This window comes from Kocuria sp. KH4, assembly GCF_053711175.1.
On sequence record NZ_JBSJYX010000022.1, the window covers coordinates 1 to 13,201 of the forward strand.

At 73.9% G+C, this 13,201-nt stretch carries 15 protein-coding genes; 10 read left to right on the plus strand and 5 right to left on the minus strand.

Features of this window, described 5'->3' with window-relative positions:
* Positions 1-559 precede the first annotated feature (559 nt).
* The 5 genes from ACWCOM_RS14420 (at position 560) to ACWCOM_RS14440 (ending at position 4,512) form a co-directional block, all read left to right on the plus strand.
* Complete coding sequence (locus ACWCOM_RS14420; protein ID WP_454549439.1) at positions 560-1,372, plus strand: alpha/beta fold hydrolase; 813 nt, start codon at positions 560-562, stop codon at positions 1,370-1,372.
* A 134-nt stretch (positions 1,373-1,506) separates the two neighbouring features.
* Positions 1,507-2,445 carry an SDR family oxidoreductase gene (locus ACWCOM_RS14425; protein ID WP_454549440.1) on the plus strand — a complete coding sequence of 313 codons (939 nt, stop codon included), beginning with the start codon at positions 1,507-1,509 and terminating at the stop codon, positions 2,443-2,445.
* A 131-nt stretch (positions 2,446-2,576) separates the two neighbouring features.
* A complete protein-coding gene (locus ACWCOM_RS14430; protein ID WP_454549441.1) occupies positions 2,577-3,377 on the plus strand; it encodes a hypothetical protein in 801 nt (266 codons plus the stop codon).
* Complete coding sequence (locus ACWCOM_RS14435; protein WP_454549442.1) at positions 3,374-3,847, plus strand: phage holin family protein; 474 nt, start codon at positions 3,374-3,376, stop codon at positions 3,845-3,847. Before ACWCOM_RS14430 ends, ACWCOM_RS14435 begins: the two co-directional genes overlap by 4 nt.
* Positions 3,844-4,512, plus strand: coding sequence for a DUF3618 domain-containing protein (locus ACWCOM_RS14440; protein ID WP_454549443.1), 669 nt, complete (start codon positions 3,844-3,846; stop codon positions 4,510-4,512). Before ACWCOM_RS14435 ends, ACWCOM_RS14440 begins: the two co-directional genes overlap by 4 nt.
* Positions 4,513-4,631: 119 nt before the next feature.
* Here the strand turns inward: ACWCOM_RS14440 and ACWCOM_RS14445 are convergent, their stop codons facing one another.
* The gene (locus tag ACWCOM_RS14445) at positions 4,632-5,462 is read right to left on the minus strand and encodes a GDSL-type esterase/lipase family protein (protein WP_454549444.1); all 831 of its coding nucleotides are present in this window, start codon (positions 5,460-5,462) and stop codon (positions 4,632-4,634) included.
* Between the two features lie 69 nt (positions 5,463-5,531).
* Complete coding sequence (locus ACWCOM_RS14450; RefSeq protein WP_454549445.1) at positions 5,532-6,560, minus strand: LLM class flavin-dependent oxidoreductase; 1,029 nt, start codon at positions 6,558-6,560, stop codon at positions 5,532-5,534.
* A gap of 145 nt (positions 6,561-6,705) precedes the next feature.
* On the opposite strand from ACWCOM_RS14450, the gene ACWCOM_RS14455 reads away from it, so the two are divergent.
* The 4 genes from ACWCOM_RS14455 (at position 6,706) to ACWCOM_RS14470 (ending at position 9,573) form a co-directional block, all read left to right on the plus strand.
* Complete coding sequence (locus tag ACWCOM_RS14455; protein ID WP_454549446.1) at positions 6,706-7,401, plus strand: alpha-ketoglutarate-dependent dioxygenase AlkB family protein; 696 nt, start codon at positions 6,706-6,708, stop codon at positions 7,399-7,401.
* A 21-nt stretch (positions 7,402-7,422) separates the two neighbouring features.
* On the plus strand, positions 7,423-7,974 hold the full coding sequence (locus ACWCOM_RS14460; RefSeq protein WP_454549447.1) for a flavin reductase family protein: 552 nt from the start codon (positions 7,423-7,425) through the stop codon (positions 7,972-7,974).
* 168 nt (positions 7,975-8,142) lie between these two features.
* Positions 8,143-8,826, plus strand: a complete 684-nt coding sequence (locus ACWCOM_RS14465) for a flavin reductase family protein (RefSeq protein ID WP_454549448.1) — start codon at positions 8,143-8,145, stop codon at positions 8,824-8,826.
* 150 nt (positions 8,827-8,976) lie between these two features.
* On the plus strand, positions 8,977-9,573 hold the full coding sequence (locus ACWCOM_RS14470; protein WP_454549449.1) for a YceI family protein: 597 nt from the start codon (positions 8,977-8,979) through the stop codon (positions 9,571-9,573).
* 86 nt (positions 9,574-9,659) lie between these two features.
* Here ACWCOM_RS14470 and ACWCOM_RS14475 read toward each other — a convergent pair whose 3' ends face one another.
* The gene (locus ACWCOM_RS14475; RefSeq protein ID WP_454549450.1) at positions 9,660-9,857 is read right to left on the minus strand and encodes a hypothetical protein; all 198 of its coding nucleotides are present in this window, start codon (positions 9,855-9,857) and stop codon (positions 9,660-9,662) included.
* 88 nt (positions 9,858-9,945) lie between these two features.
* Positions 9,946-10,347: a cell division protein CrgA gene (locus tag ACWCOM_RS14480; protein WP_454549451.1), complete on the minus strand. Its 402-nt coding sequence runs from the start codon at positions 10,345-10,347 to the stop codon at positions 9,946-9,948.
* A gap of 143 nt (positions 10,348-10,490) precedes the next feature.
* Here ACWCOM_RS14480 and ACWCOM_RS14485 point away from each other — a divergent pair, with 143 nt between their 5' ends.
* The gene (locus ACWCOM_RS14485; RefSeq protein WP_454549452.1) at positions 10,491-11,129 is read left to right on the plus strand and encodes an anthranilate synthase component II; all 639 of its coding nucleotides are present in this window, start codon (positions 10,491-10,493) and stop codon (positions 11,127-11,129) included.
* 12 nt (positions 11,130-11,141) lie between these two features.
* Here the strand turns inward: ACWCOM_RS14485 and pknB are convergent, their stop codons facing one another.
* Positions 11,142-13,199 (minus strand): Stk1 family PASTA domain-containing Ser/Thr kinase, encoded by a 2,058-nt coding sequence (pknB, locus tag ACWCOM_RS14490; protein WP_454549453.1) that lies wholly within the window; start codon positions 13,197-13,199, stop codon positions 11,142-11,144.
* Positions 13,200-13,201 lie beyond the last annotated feature (2 nt).

The window sequence follows — 13,201 nt, forward strand, 5'->3', positions numbered from 1 at the left end:
CGGAAGCTAAGACCCACAGCGCCGATGGTACTGCACCCGCCAGGGTGTGGGAGAGTAGGACACCGCCGGACCACACCACAAGGGTCGAGCCCCCGCACACCACGTGCGGGGGCTCCCCACATCAACCCACCACCACCCCCCACCCGCACCAGCCGACACCCACCAGGCCCCGCACCCACCCGTGCGGGGCCTTTTCCCGTCCCCCGTCCAGGCCCCCACCCCACCGGTGCGGGGCCTTTCCTCACGCCCTCTTTCGTCCTATCGTCGGAGAACGCGGATCCGACGGTCTCGAGCGGCGGTGATGCGGCGCAGAGCGCCGACGGCCGCGCGGTGTTGCTGCACCCCGGCCCAGGCTCCAGCCCCGACTCCCTCGCCGACGCGCCGGACCGCTGAGCACCGGGGGGACCGGACGGGGGCACGCCTGACCGAGAGCGATGCCGGCCCCGAAGGGCCTGTGGGACGGCCGGGGGAGGGTCGCACCTGCGTCGTCGCGGCCCCCTGCCGATGAGGCAGAGCAGACCGCGCCGTAGCGGCCGGCCCGTGGAAGGAGGCACCCGCCGTGTCCGAGACCCGTCCGTCCACCGCCCGGATCGGCGACGTCACCCTGGCCTACACCGACCGGGGCAGGGGGCCCACGCTGCTCCTGCTGCACGGGCACGCCTACGACCGGAGCATGTGGGCCCGACAGGTCGAGGTGTTCGCCGGGCTCGGCTGGCGGGTGGTGGCCCCGGATCTGCGGGGTTTCGGGCAGTCCGGCATCACCGAGGGGATCGTCTACACGGAGGAGTTCGCCGACGACGTCGCCGGTCTGCTCGACCACCTCGGGACATCCCCCGCGGTGGTGGTCGGCTTCTCGATGTCCGGGCAGATCGCCATGGAGCTGGTGGGGCGGCACCCGGAGCGGGTGCGCGGGCTCGTCCTGGTCGCCACCGTTCCCGAGGCGGAGGACCGTGCCGGCCGGCGGCGCCGGCACGCCACGGCCGACGCCATCCTGACCGGCGGCATGGAGACCTACGGGCGCAGCGTGCTCGGCCGGATGCTTGCCGAGGCCACGGTGGAGTCGTCCCCCGGCGTGGCGGCGGAGGTGCTCGCCATGCTCCGCAACGCACCGGCCAAGGGGGCGGCCGCGGCGATGCGCGGTCGTGCCGAGCGCCGCGACCTCGGCGACGTGCTGCGCGGCGCCCGGATCCCGGTGCTCGTCGTGGTGGGCGCGGACGACGTCTTCGACGGCGGGGCGGGCCGCCGGATGGCGGACCTCGCCCCGGGCGCCGAGCTCGTGTTCGTGGATGGGGCCGGCCACACGCCGAACCTCGAGCAGCCGGCGGCGTTCGACGACGCCCTGCGCGCCTTCCTCCGGCGGTTCACCGGCTGACCGACCCGCCCGGAACCGTCCGCCATCCCGCCGCGCACGACGGTCCGCCGTGTTCTCGGAGAGTGAACCACTGTCCCTGCGGGCGACTGATCAGTATGCTGATCTAACACGAGTGCACGACGAAAGGAGCGGACATGACCGAGACCAGCAACGGCAGTTCCCAGGACGCCCACGACGAGTCGACGGACCAGCTCACCCTCCAGAACCCGGTGACCCGGTACCCGGTTCTCTCCCCGCCGGAGCAGGACCAGCCCGAGCCGGGCCTGGACGTGGAGCTGGAGCCGAAGACCGACCGCGGCGAGTTCTCCTACCGCGGCACCGGCCGGCTGGTGGGCCGCAAGGCCCTGATCACGGGCGCGGACTCGGGCATCGGCGCGGCCGTGGCCATCGCCTTCGCGAAGGAGGGCGCCGACGTCGCCCTGAACTACCTGCCCGACGAGGAGCCCGACGCCCAGGTCGTGAAGGGCATCATCGAGAAGGCCGGCCGCACGGCCGTGCTGCTGCCCGGCGACCTGACGGACAAGGCCTTCTGCGAGGCCCTCGTCGAGAACGCCGTGAACGGCCTCGGCGGCCTGGACGTCCTCGTCAACAACGCCGGCAAGCAGGTCGCCGTCGAGGACTTCGAGGACCTCAGTGACGACCAGCTGACCGACACCTTCACGGTGAACATCCTGGCGATGTTCCGGATCACCAAGGCGGCGCTGCGGCACCTGCCCGCCGGGTCTTCGATCATCAACACGACGTCGATCCAGGCGTACCAGCCCTCGCCCGACCTGCTCGACTACGCGTCGACGAAGGCGGCGATCAACAACTTCACGAAGGGTCTCGGCCAGCAGCTGGCACCCAAGGGCATCCGGGTCAACGCGGTGGCACCCGGCCCGTTCTGGACGCCGCTGCAGGTCTCCGACGGGCAGCCGAAGGAGGCCCTGCCGGAGTTCGGGCAGTCGACCCCGCTCGGCCGCGCCGGCCAGCCGACCGAACTGGCCCCCGCCTACGTGTTCCTGGCCTCCGCCGAGTCCAGCTACGTGATCGGCGAGACGCTCAATGTCAACGGGGGCACGCCGTCGCCGTGACCCCGCGCCCGGCGAAAGGTGGCCGACGCCACACCGGACAAGAAATGCTTGGCGAGTGTGGACCCGCGACATACTCTGGGACCAGCTCGCATGCTCAGCGAACTTATCAAGTGCTGTAGAAAGGCGGAATCATGACTACGAACCCCTATGACCGTACGGCGAGCCACGCGGCGGACACCGGAACGACCTCCAAGAAGGACGTCGCCGCGGAGACGACCAAGGCCGAGGCGGGCCAGCTCAAGAACGAGGCGGCCGACTCGGGCCACCGCGTCAAGGAGACGGTCAAGGATCAGGCCGCCGCCGTCAAGGACGAGGCGACCCACCGGGCCCAGGACCTGCTCGGGCAGCTCAGGACCGATCTCAAGGATCAGGTCCGCCCTCAGCAGGACCGCATCGCCTCGACCGTGCGCTCCTTCAGCGACGAGATCACCGCCCTCTCCCGCGGCGAGAAGCCCGAGTCCGACTACGTGACCGGCCTGCTGGGCAGCGTGTCGGGCCGGGTCGAGTCCTTCGCCTCCTCCCTGGAGAACAAGGACGCCAAGGACCTGCTCGACGACGTCCGCCGTTTCGCGGCCCGCCGTCCCGGCACCTTCCTGGCCGTGGCCGCCGGCATCGGCCTGCTCGCCGGCCGCACCACCCGCGGCGTCAAGGACAGCGACGAGGTGGCCACCGACCGCCAGGGCGCCAAGGAGTTCTTCGGCGTCGGCGGGCAGCAGGGTGGCGGCGCCCCCCGGGGCACCACGACCGGTGTCGCGACCGGCGCCGTCTACGACCAGGGCTACGACCGCAACCTCACCGCGACCGAGACCTCGGGCTACACCCCGGGCGACCCCTACGCCTACCGCTCCGACGAGCAGGGCGAGGCCGCCCGCACCTACACCGACCGCGTGCCGGGCACCGTCTACCCCGATCAGGAGGGCGACCGTCGATGAGTCACCCCATTCCCCCCTCGGACGCCGAGAGCAGGGCGGAGCACGAGTCGCTCGGTGAGATGTTCAAGTCGCTGAGCACCAACCTCTCCACCCTCATCCAGCAGGAGATCGCCCTGGCCAAGGCCGAGGCGACCCAGACGGTGCAGCAGGCCAAGCAGTCCGCCAAGGACACGGGCAAGGGCGCCGGCATGCTCGCCGGGGCCGGTGTGGCCGGTCACTTCGTCCTCCTGTTCCTGTCCATCGCCCTCATGTGGGGGCTGGGCAACCTGGTCGGCCTGGCCTGGTCCGCCGTCATCGTGGCGGTCGTCTGGGCCGTCATCGCCGGCATCCTCGCCGCCGTCGGCAAGAAGAACCTCAACCAGGGCAAGCAGGAGCTGGCCGAGGCCACCGAGGATCCTCTGCCCCTGACCCGCGAGACCGTCACCGAGATCCCGGAGACCGTGAAGCCTTCCAAGAAGGAGAACCGATGAGCCAGCAGAACCCCGAGCAGATCCGTGCCGATATCGAGGCGACCCGCGCTCGACTCAACAGCGACGTCGACGCCGTCGCCGAGAAGGTGACCCCTGAGCGCGTCGTCGAGCGGCAGAAGGACAAGGTGCGCGGCAAGGTGCAGGACAAGGTCCAGGGCGTGCGGGAGCGTGTCATGGGGTCGGCCGAGGACGCCTCCGAGCACGGCCGCCACCTCAAGGGCAGCGTGCAGGACCGCGCCGGTGACCTCCGGGAGGGGGTGCAGGACCGTGCCGGTGACCTGAAGGAGGGCGTGCAGCACGCCCCGGCCGCCGCCAAGGCGAAGACCCGCGGCAACCCGCTGGCCGCCGGCCTGATCGCCCTCGGCGCCGGTTGGCTGGTCGGTTCCCTCCTGCCCTCCACGCAGAAGGAGCAGGAGCTCGTGGCCGACGCGGCGGAGCGCGTCCAGCCCCACGCCCAGCACGCCGTCGAGTCGGTGAAGGAGACCGCCCAGGAGGTGGCCCAGGGGCTGAAGGAGCCGGCTCAGGAGGCGGTGCAGTCCGTCAAGGAGACCGCCCAGGCCGGCGCTCAGGAGGTCAAGTCGCAGGGCCAGGACGAGGCCCAGCAGCTGAAGTCCTCCGCCCAGGACTCGGCGCAGTCCGTCAGGGACGAGACGAAGAACGCCTGACACGTGACCGGCCGCCGCGCGGCCGGTGCGGCGCACCACGACCAGGGCCCCGGATCGCCGATCCGGGGCCTTGGTCGTGGCCGGCCGCGCTGTTCAGCGGGCCCGTTCGGCCGACCCGTTCAGCGGGCCCGGGCCACCTGGCTCATCAGGCCGGGGTAGTAGCCCGACAGGTACCCCTGCTCGGTCGGGTGCAGGTGGTGGGCGCTGCCGGGGTCGACGAGGATCCAGGGGTCCGCCGACCCGACCCCGTGGCCGCGGAAGCGGTCCGTGACGTCCACGAAGACGGCGCCCTCGGCCTCGACCTGCGCGGCGAGGGCGGCGTTGAGCTCGTCCGTCCGGTCGTTGAGCTGGGCGGCGCGCTCCGCGGAGACGAGCGCGCTGTCCTGCCGTTCGTCGAGCAGGTGCGGATAGCCCAGCACGACCACGCGCCCGTCCGTGGCCTCGTCGATCGCGGCCGCGGTGGCGGCCGCGGAGGCGGCGGCGGAGGCGATCAGCCCCGGGGCCCGGGCGAGGGCGGCGTCGCACGCCCCGGGCCCGCCGACCGCCTCGGCAGGAGCGCTGCAGGCCCGGATGAAGTCGCCCCACAGGATGTCGTTGCCGCCCATGGTCAGCGTGACCAGCTCCGCCTCGGCGAGGGCGTCCGTCACGCGCGGCACGGCGACGAGCTCGCGCACCTGCACGGTGGTGAACCCGGCGCACGCCGCGTCCAGGACCACGTCCACGCGCGGCCGGCTCGCCAGCGCGTCGACGTGGTCCCTCCCGGTGCCCTGGTAGCAGCCGGGCAGCCCCTCGACCTCCTGCAGGCCCCCCGTGCCGAAGGCCGCGGAGTAGGAGTCGCCCAGGTTGACGACGTCGACCGTGCACGGGGCCGCCGCGGCGGGGGAGGCGGCGGCGAGGACGAGGGCCGCGGCCACGACGCGGACGGTGCGCCGGGCAGGAAGAGCGCGCATGCGGGGACCTTTCGGGAAGCGGTGGCACGGGGCCGGGCCCGATCCCGTGGACCGGGCCGCGTCCTCAACCTACCGCCGGTCGCGCGTGCCCGGCCGCCCGTCCGCAATGTGACGGTCGCCGCCGTCCCAGGCCTCCGCGAGGATCTCCAGCGAGCGCAGCACCTGCTCCCGGCCGGGCGAGGCGGGGGCGATCATCAGCTCGTCGGCGTCCGCCGCCTCCGCGAAGCCCTCGAGGTAGCTCCTGACCTCGGGGCCGGTGCCGGCGACGGACCAGTGGAGCATGTGCAGGATCTGCTGCCCGGCGGGGCTGTCCATCACCATGTCCAGCTCCGCCTCGCTCAGTGCGCGGTCACGGCCCACCATGGCCCGCACCCGCTCGCGCCGGGCGGTCTCCAGCTGCGCGGCGGCGTCGTCGGCGCCGTCCGAGGCGATGACGTTGACGGCCGCGATGACGTAGGGCTCGGCGAGCTGCTCCGAGGGCTGGAACCGTGCCCGGTAGGCGGCCACCGCGTCCGCGAGGGCGTCCGGGGCGAAGTGGGAGGCGAAGGCGTAGGGCAGCCCGTACGCCGCGGCGAGCTGCGCACCGAACAGCGAGGAGCCGAGGATCGTCAGCGGCACGTTCGTCCCGGCGCCGGGGACGGCACTGACCCCCGGCACGAGGGAGCGCCCGCTCAGGTAGCCCTGCAGCTCGCGCACGTCCTGCGGGAACTGCTCGGCGGCGGAGGGGTCCCGGCGCATGGCCCGCACCGTGCGCAGGTCGGTGCCGGGCGCCCGGCCCAGCCCCAGGTCGATCCGCCCGGGGTGCAGCTCGGCGAGGGTGCCGAACTGCTCGGCGACGACCAGGGGGGAGTGGTTGGGCAGCATCACCCCGCCCGAACCGAGGCGGATCGTGGAGGTGTGCGCGGCGACGTGGGCGATCAGCACGGCCGGGGCCGAGGACGCGATGGTGGGCATGTTGTGGTGCTCGGAGTACCAGACGCGCCGGTAGCCCAGCCGTTCGGCGTGCTGGGCGAGGCGGACGGAGTCGGCGAAGCTCTCGCCGACGGACGCGCCCTGGCGGACGGTGGCGAAGTCGACGACGGACAGCGGGAGGGGCACGGCGGACCTTTCACGGGAGTCGGGGAGGCCCTCCACGCTACTCCTGTGCGCCGGACGGCGCCGTGGCGGGGAGCACAGGTGGTGCGGGACGGGCGGGCAGCCGCCGCCGCCGGGGCTGTCTGCGGCCCGGACTACGCTCGGCACCATGACCGATCCCTCGACCCCCTTCGGGGTGCCGGAGCTCTTCGAGCTGCCGCGGGAGCGCGCCGAGATCGCCCCGGGAGCCGTGCACGTGCCGGCCTGGCTGGACCCCGCCCGGCAGCGGGAGCTGGTGCTGCGGTGCCGGGAGTGGGCCACCGGCCCGGCGCCCCTGCGCCACGCCGTCCTGCCCGGGGGCGGCCGGATGTCGGTGCGCTCCACCACGCTGGGCTGGGACTGGGCGCCCTACCGGTACCTGCGCACCGGGGAGCACAAACGGGCCCCGGACCTGCCGGCGTGGCTGGCGGAGCTGGGTCGCCGCGCCGTGGCGGAGACCTGCGGCGAGGGCAGCGCGGAGGCCCGGGACTACCTGCCGGACACGGCCCTGCTGAACTTCTACGACGCCGCGGCCCGGATGGGCATGCACCAGGACAAGGACGAGTTCTCCGCCGCCCCGATCGTGTCCCTCTCGCTCGGGGACGCCTGCGTCTTCCGGTTCGGCAACACGCAGACCCGCGCGGCCCCGTACCGGGACGTGGAGCTGCGCAGCGGCGACCTCTTCGTCTTCGGCGGGCCCTCCCGCTACGCGTTCCACGGGGTGCCGCGGATCCTCCCGGGCACGGCCGCCCCGGAGCTCGGCATGCGGGGCGGGCGGCTGAACCTCACGCTGCGGATGACGGGCCGTGCCGCTCCCCGACGGTGAGCGCCGTGCCACACTGACGGGATGGAACTCCCCGACGCCGCACCGGCCCACCTCGTCGACCCGGCGGCCGTGGACGAGGAGGACGCCGGCGCCTACCGGCTGCTCGCCGCGGACATCGCCTCCGGGGTCGCGGTCGTGGCCGCCCGGCACCGGCGGCGTGACGTCGCCGCGACCGTCACCGGCTTCCTCGACGTCTCCTACGACCCGCCCACCATGCTGGTGAGCCTGTTCGAGGAGGGGCGGATCTGCGAGGCGGTGGAGTCGGCCGGGGCGTGGACCCTCTCCGTGCTGCGCCGGGACCAGGAGGGCGTGGCGAACTGGCTCGCGAGCCCGGGCAACCCCGTCGAGGGACTGCTGGACCGGGTGCCCTTCCGCCGCGCTCCCGGCTCGGGGGCGGCGGTGCTGGACGGGTCCCTCGCGTGGTTCGAGCTCGCCACCGTGGCGGTGCACACCGCGGCGACGCACCGGCTCGTGGTGGGGGAGGTCACGGCGATGGGCCGGGGCGTGGCCGAGGCCCGGGCGGACGACCCGCTGGTGCACTTCGCCCGCGGCTACCGGGGTCTGATCCGGTGAGCGGCGATCCGAAGCACAGGATCGGCTCGCGCGCAAGTCTGTGACGCCGGAAGTCCTCGGATCGTCACCGGCGGAATGGTTGGACGCCCACCCCGGTTGAGGTCGTAGCGTGGACGGTGGCGCCGTGTCCGGCGGCACCGTTCCCCCGCACTCCACGGAAGGACCCTCATGGCGGCCCAGCACCACGAACGCGGATCCGACGGGGCGTCCGGCGGCTCCGGGGCGAGTCCGGCCGCGGCCGCGGAGGAGCCCCGGCTCAGTTCGGTCCCGCCCCCGGGCGCACCGGCCGAGCACGCGGCCGCGCAGGTCGCCGACCTCGAGGTGCCCGCCGGCCACCTGACGGAGCTGGAGCACGTGGGGGACGCGTTCAAGGCGGTGTTCGCCGACCACCCCGCCGGGGTCGCCATCATCACGGCCCGGGGCCCCGACGGACCGGTGGGCCTGACCGCGTCCTCGGTGTCCTCCGTGTCCGCCGTTCCGCCCATCCTGGGCTTCTCGCTGCAGGCCCGGCAGGGCTCGGCCGCACTGCTGGCCGAGGCCGACTCCTTCCTGGTGCACCTGCTGGACGCCGAGAACCTGGGTCTTGCCCGGTCCTTCGCCGTCTCGGGGGCCCCGCGCTTCGGCCCGGACATGCCGTGGGAGTACCTGGCGACCGGTGAACCGCGCCTGCTCGGCGTGGGCCGCGTGCTGCGCGCGGTCCCGCTGGCCCGGATCAAGGCCGGCCCCGCCCTGGTCTTCAACGCCGCGGTGGTCGACGTCCTCGGCGAGGAGGGCACGGGCGCCCCGCTCGTGTACCACCGCCGCCGCTTCCACGGGCTCAGCGACCGCTCCGCGCTCGATCCCCAGGACTGAGCACGGGTCCCGCGGTCGCTCCTGCGCGCCGAGCAGCCAGACGTCCGGGCGGGAAAAAGTTCCGCCGACGTTGTTGACACATCACCAAGGCGTTCGTAGAGTAGTTGACGAAGCAACCACCTGCTCGATCCGCACCCCGAGGAGAACACCATGTCCCAGCTCACCGCACTCGTCCCCGGCTCCTGGACCTTCGACCCCGCCCACTCGGAGGTCTCCTTCACGGTCCGCCACGCCGGCATCTCGAAGGTCCGCGGCACCTTCGGCGAGGTCGACGCCCAGCTCCGGGTCGCCGACCCGGTCGAGGACTCGACGCTGTCCGCCACCGTGCAGATGGCCTCCATCGACACGAAGAACGCCGACCGGGACGGCCACGTCCGCAGCGCCGACTTCTTCGACGTCGAGCAGTACCCCACGATGACCTTCCGCTCGACCGCCGTGGCCTTCGACGGCGAGGAGGGCACGATCACCGGTGAGCTGACCATCAAGGACAGCACCCGCACCGTGGAGTTCGCCACCGAGTTCAACGGCGTGGTCGTCGATGCCTTCGGCGTGACCCGGGCCGGCTTCTCCGCCGGGACCACCATCTCCCGCAAGGACTTCGGCATCACCTGGAACGCCGCCATGGAGGCCGGCGGGGTGCTCGTCTCCGACAAGGTCGCGATCACCCTCGACGTGGCCTTCACCGCCCCGCAGGACGACCCCGAGGACACCGTCGAGGGCCAGGAGTCCATCACGGCCGACGCCTGATCCCGGCGACCGCGGAACTCCCCGCCCCGCACGGCCGACGGCCCGCACCCCCGAGGGTGCGGGCCGTCGGCCGTCGCCGGTGCCTGTCAGGTGAGCCGCTGCACCACGAACCAGACGGCGGGGACGGTGATCAGCAGCAGCAGGGCCCACCGGCGCAGCCGCACCTCGAACGTGGCGGGGTTGATCCGCCCGCCGCGCCGGGGCCGGGACGCGGCGATCTCGTCCTCGAGCGGTCGCGGCGGCCGGTCGCGCGGCTCCTCCGGGTCGGTGCTGAAATGGGACACGTTTCCTCCGTGGTCGTCGGGATCCGCTCCCATTCTCTCAGCAGGCGCGGCGGGCCGCGCACCGCCGGTCAGGCGAACCGGGCCGCCGTCATCGCCACCTCGTGGTCATGATCAGACCCGCCATCATCAGGCCCAGGCCCACGGCGATGTTCCACGTGCCGATCCCCGGCACGGGGTAGGCGCCCTGGAAGAGGTAGTAGACGATCAGCCACAGCAGCCCGACGACGAGCAGACCCAGCATGACGGCCTTGTACCAGGTGGGGGTGGGGGCGTGGCTCTCCGGGGAGCCGTGCCGGGAGCGCTCGGTCAGCTCCTGCGCCACCGCGGCGGCGGTCGCGTCCGGGTCGTAGGCGGTGGAACCGCCCGGCAGCCCCTCCGCCGCCAGCCGCGCGAGCTCCTCGTCGACCTGCGGGCCGGCGGCCGGCGCCGTCCGGCCGGCCCCTCCCGGACGGCGGGCGGGCTTCTTGCGGCGGTTCTTCGACTCGGGCACTGATCCTCCTGGTCACCAAGCGGGCCGTGTTCACGGCGGGGGGTCCGGTCGACCAGTCTAGCCGTCCGGTGCGCGCCCTCCCGCGGGCGCGTAAGCTGGACGGGCGCACGTGCCGATCCGGCACCCCACTCCCAGGAGACCCCGTGACCGTCAAGATCCTCGTCGTGGACAACTACGACAGCTTCGTCTACACCCTGGTCGGCTACCTCGAGCAGCTCGGCGCCCGCACCACCGTGATCCGCAACGACGACCTGGACGAGGCCGCGGCATGCGCCCTCGCCGAGGAGCACCACGGCGTCCTGCTCTCCCCGGGCCCCGGCGCCCCCGCCGACGCGGGGGTGTGCACCCCCCTGATCCGCCACGCCGAGCGGGCCGGGCAGCCCCTGCTGGGCGTCTGCCTCGGTCACCAGGCGCTCGCGGAGGCCTACGGCGGGACCGTCACCCACGCGGAGGAGCTCATGCACGGGAAGACGTCCCGCGTGGAGCACAACGGCTCCAGCGTCTTCGGCGGGGTGCCCAGTCCGTTCACCGCGACGCGCTACCACTCCCTCGCCGTGGTCGACCAGTCGGTCCCCGAGGACCTGGAGGTCACGGCGCGCACCCCCAACGGGGTCATCATGGGCCTGAGGCACCGGAGCGCGCCCCTGCACGGGGTGCAGTTCCACCCCGAGTCGGTCCTCACCGAGGGCGGCTACCTCATGCTGGGCAACTGGCTCGAGCTCGTGGGGCTCAGGGGCGCGGCGCGCGCGGCCGGGTCGCTGTCCCCGCTGATCACCGTCTGAGCGGGACCCGGGTCACCCGTCGTCGCGGGCGCGTTCCGCCGCCCGTTCCGCCGCCTCGCGGGCACGCTCCTCCGCGCGTTCCGCCTGCTCCCGGGCGCGCTCGTCCGCCCGCTCCTCGGCCTCGGACCCGTCCTCCTCGGGCTGCTCCTCCTCCTCGGCGCCGCCCGCCGCGGGGTCCTCGGTCGGCTCCGCGGTCGGCTCCACGGTGCTCTCGTCCGTGCTCTCCTCGGTGGGCTGCTCGGTGGGCTCCGCCGACTCCTCGGGGGACGGCGTGGGCGTGGGCGTGACGGTCGGCGCCGGCTCGGGGGCCGGGGCGACCGCCACGGTGAGCGTCACGGTGGCGCCCTGCGGTGCGGACTGGCCGGCGTCCACGCTCTGGTCCACCACCTGTCCGGCCGGCACGCCCGCCCGGGGAGCGGGCACGATCTCCGCGGAGAGCCGGACCCCGTCGGCGCCGAGGGCGGCCACGGCCTCCTGACGGCTCAGGCCCACGAGCCGCGGCACGGTCACCCGCCCCGTGGACACGACGAGGTCCACCTCCGAGCCGCTGGGGACGGTGGTCCCGCCGGTGGGGTCGGTGGCGACCACCGCGCCCTGGGGCACCCAGGAGCTGTTCGCCGTGCGGGTGGACCCGGCCTCGAGCCCCGCCGACTCCAGGGCCTCCCGGACCTCCTCCTCGGAGCGGCCGGTGAGGTCGTCCGGCACCTCCACCTCGGCGGGCCCGCGGGAGACCTCGAGGACGACCGTGGTGCCCTCCTCGACCCGGGTGTCGGCGGCGGGATCGGTGCCCACCACGTCGCCCTCGGGCACCTCGTCGTCGAAGACCTCCTCGCGCTCCGGCACGAGCTCGGCGCTGCGCAGCGCCGTCTCCGCCACCGAGGCGTCCATCCCGGCGACGTAGGGCACCGCCACGAGAGCGGGCCCCCCGCGCTGGCCCTGCACCCACTGCAGGGCCACGACCCCGAGGACGGCGAGCAGCGCGACGACGAGCAGGGCGATCAGCGCCGTGCGCAGGGGCCGCCGTCGCCGCACCGGGGCCGAGCCGTGGCCGGACGCGGCGGGCCCCGGCGCGGTGACGCCGGCGGGGAGGCCGGCGGCGACGGCCGGGGGCGCGGTCGCGGGGGCCGGGACCGGCACGGGCGGCAGCGTCTTCGTGTCCTCGTCGCGCCCCGGCACCGCCTGCAGGGACTGCGTGGCCTCGAGGTCCTCCGGCACGGCCGGGCGCAGCTCGCGCAGGGCCCGGCGCATCTGCCCGGCGTCCTGGAAACGGGCCTCGCGGTCCTTGTCCAGGGCCCTGGCCATGAACTCGTCCACGCGGTGCCCGATCCGGGGGTCGAGCTCGGACGGGGCGGGCGGGTGGTCCCGCACGTGCTGGGCGGCGATGTCCACGGAGGACTCGCCCACGAACGGCGCACGCCCGGTGAGCATCTCGAAGAGCACGCACGCGGCCGAGTAGAGGTCGGAGCGGGCGTCCACCGACTCGCCCCGCGCCTGCTCCGGGGACAGGTACTGGGCCGTCCCCAGGACGGCCTGGGCCTGCGTGAGCGCCGGCGAGGTGTCCTCCACCGCCCGGGCGATCCCGAAGTCCATCACCTTCACCTGGCGCTCCGGGGTGACGATGACGTTGGCCGGCTTGATGTCCCGGTGGACGATCCCGGCCCGGTGGCTGTACTCGAGGGCGTCGAGGATGCCCAGGGTGATGTCCACGGCGTCCCGCGGCGTGACGGCGTCCTCGTGGATCAGCTGCCGCAGCGTCCGGCCGGGCACGTACTCCATCACGATGAACGGCCGGTCCACGCCCTCGTCGGTCCGGGCGAGGATCTCGCCGGTGTCGTACACGGAGACGATCGAGTGGTGGTTGAGCGCCGCCACGGACTGCGCCTCCCGCTTGAAGCGCTCGTGGAAGGTCGTGTCCCGGGCCAGCTCGGGGCGCAGCACCTTGATCGCCACCCGCCGGCCGAGCCGCAGGTCCCGGCCCACGTGGACCGTGGCCATCCCGCCGCGCCCGATCGTCTCGCCCACCTCGTAGCGGTCGTTGATCAGCGGGGGAACCGCGTTGCGGGCCGGCACGG

Excerpts from the sequence above, each read along its gene's own strand:
- ACWCOM_RS14470 (WP_454549449.1), top strand. The coding sequence starts at position 8,977 with ATGTCCCAGCTCACCGCACTCGTCCCCGGCTCCTGGACCTTCGACCCC.
- ACWCOM_RS14455 (WP_454549446.1), top strand. The coding sequence starts at position 6,706 with ATGACCGATCCCTCGACCCCCTTCGGGGTGCCGGAGCTCTTCGAGCTG.
- ACWCOM_RS14425 (WP_454549440.1), top strand. The coding sequence starts at position 1,507 with ATGACCGAGACCAGCAACGGCAGTTCCCAGGACGCCCACGACGAGTCG.
- ACWCOM_RS14465 (WP_454549448.1), top strand. The coding sequence starts at position 8,143 with ATGGCGGCCCAGCACCACGAACGCGGATCCGACGGGGCGTCCGGCGGC.
- ACWCOM_RS14440 (WP_454549443.1), top strand. The coding sequence starts at position 3,844 with ATGAGCCAGCAGAACCCCGAGCAGATCCGTGCCGATATCGAGGCGACC.
- ACWCOM_RS14460 (WP_454549447.1), top strand. The coding sequence starts at position 7,423 with ATGGAACTCCCCGACGCCGCACCGGCCCACCTCGTCGACCCGGCGGCC.
- ACWCOM_RS14445 (WP_454549444.1), bottom strand. The coding sequence starts at position 5,462 with ATGCGCGCTCTTCCTGCCCGGCGCACCGTCCGCGTCGTGGCCGCGGCC.
- ACWCOM_RS14430 (WP_454549441.1), top strand. The coding sequence starts at position 2,577 with ATGACTACGAACCCCTATGACCGTACGGCGAGCCACGCGGCGGACACC.
- ACWCOM_RS14435 (WP_454549442.1), top strand. The coding sequence starts at position 3,374 with ATGAGTCACCCCATTCCCCCCTCGGACGCCGAGAGCAGGGCGGAGCAC.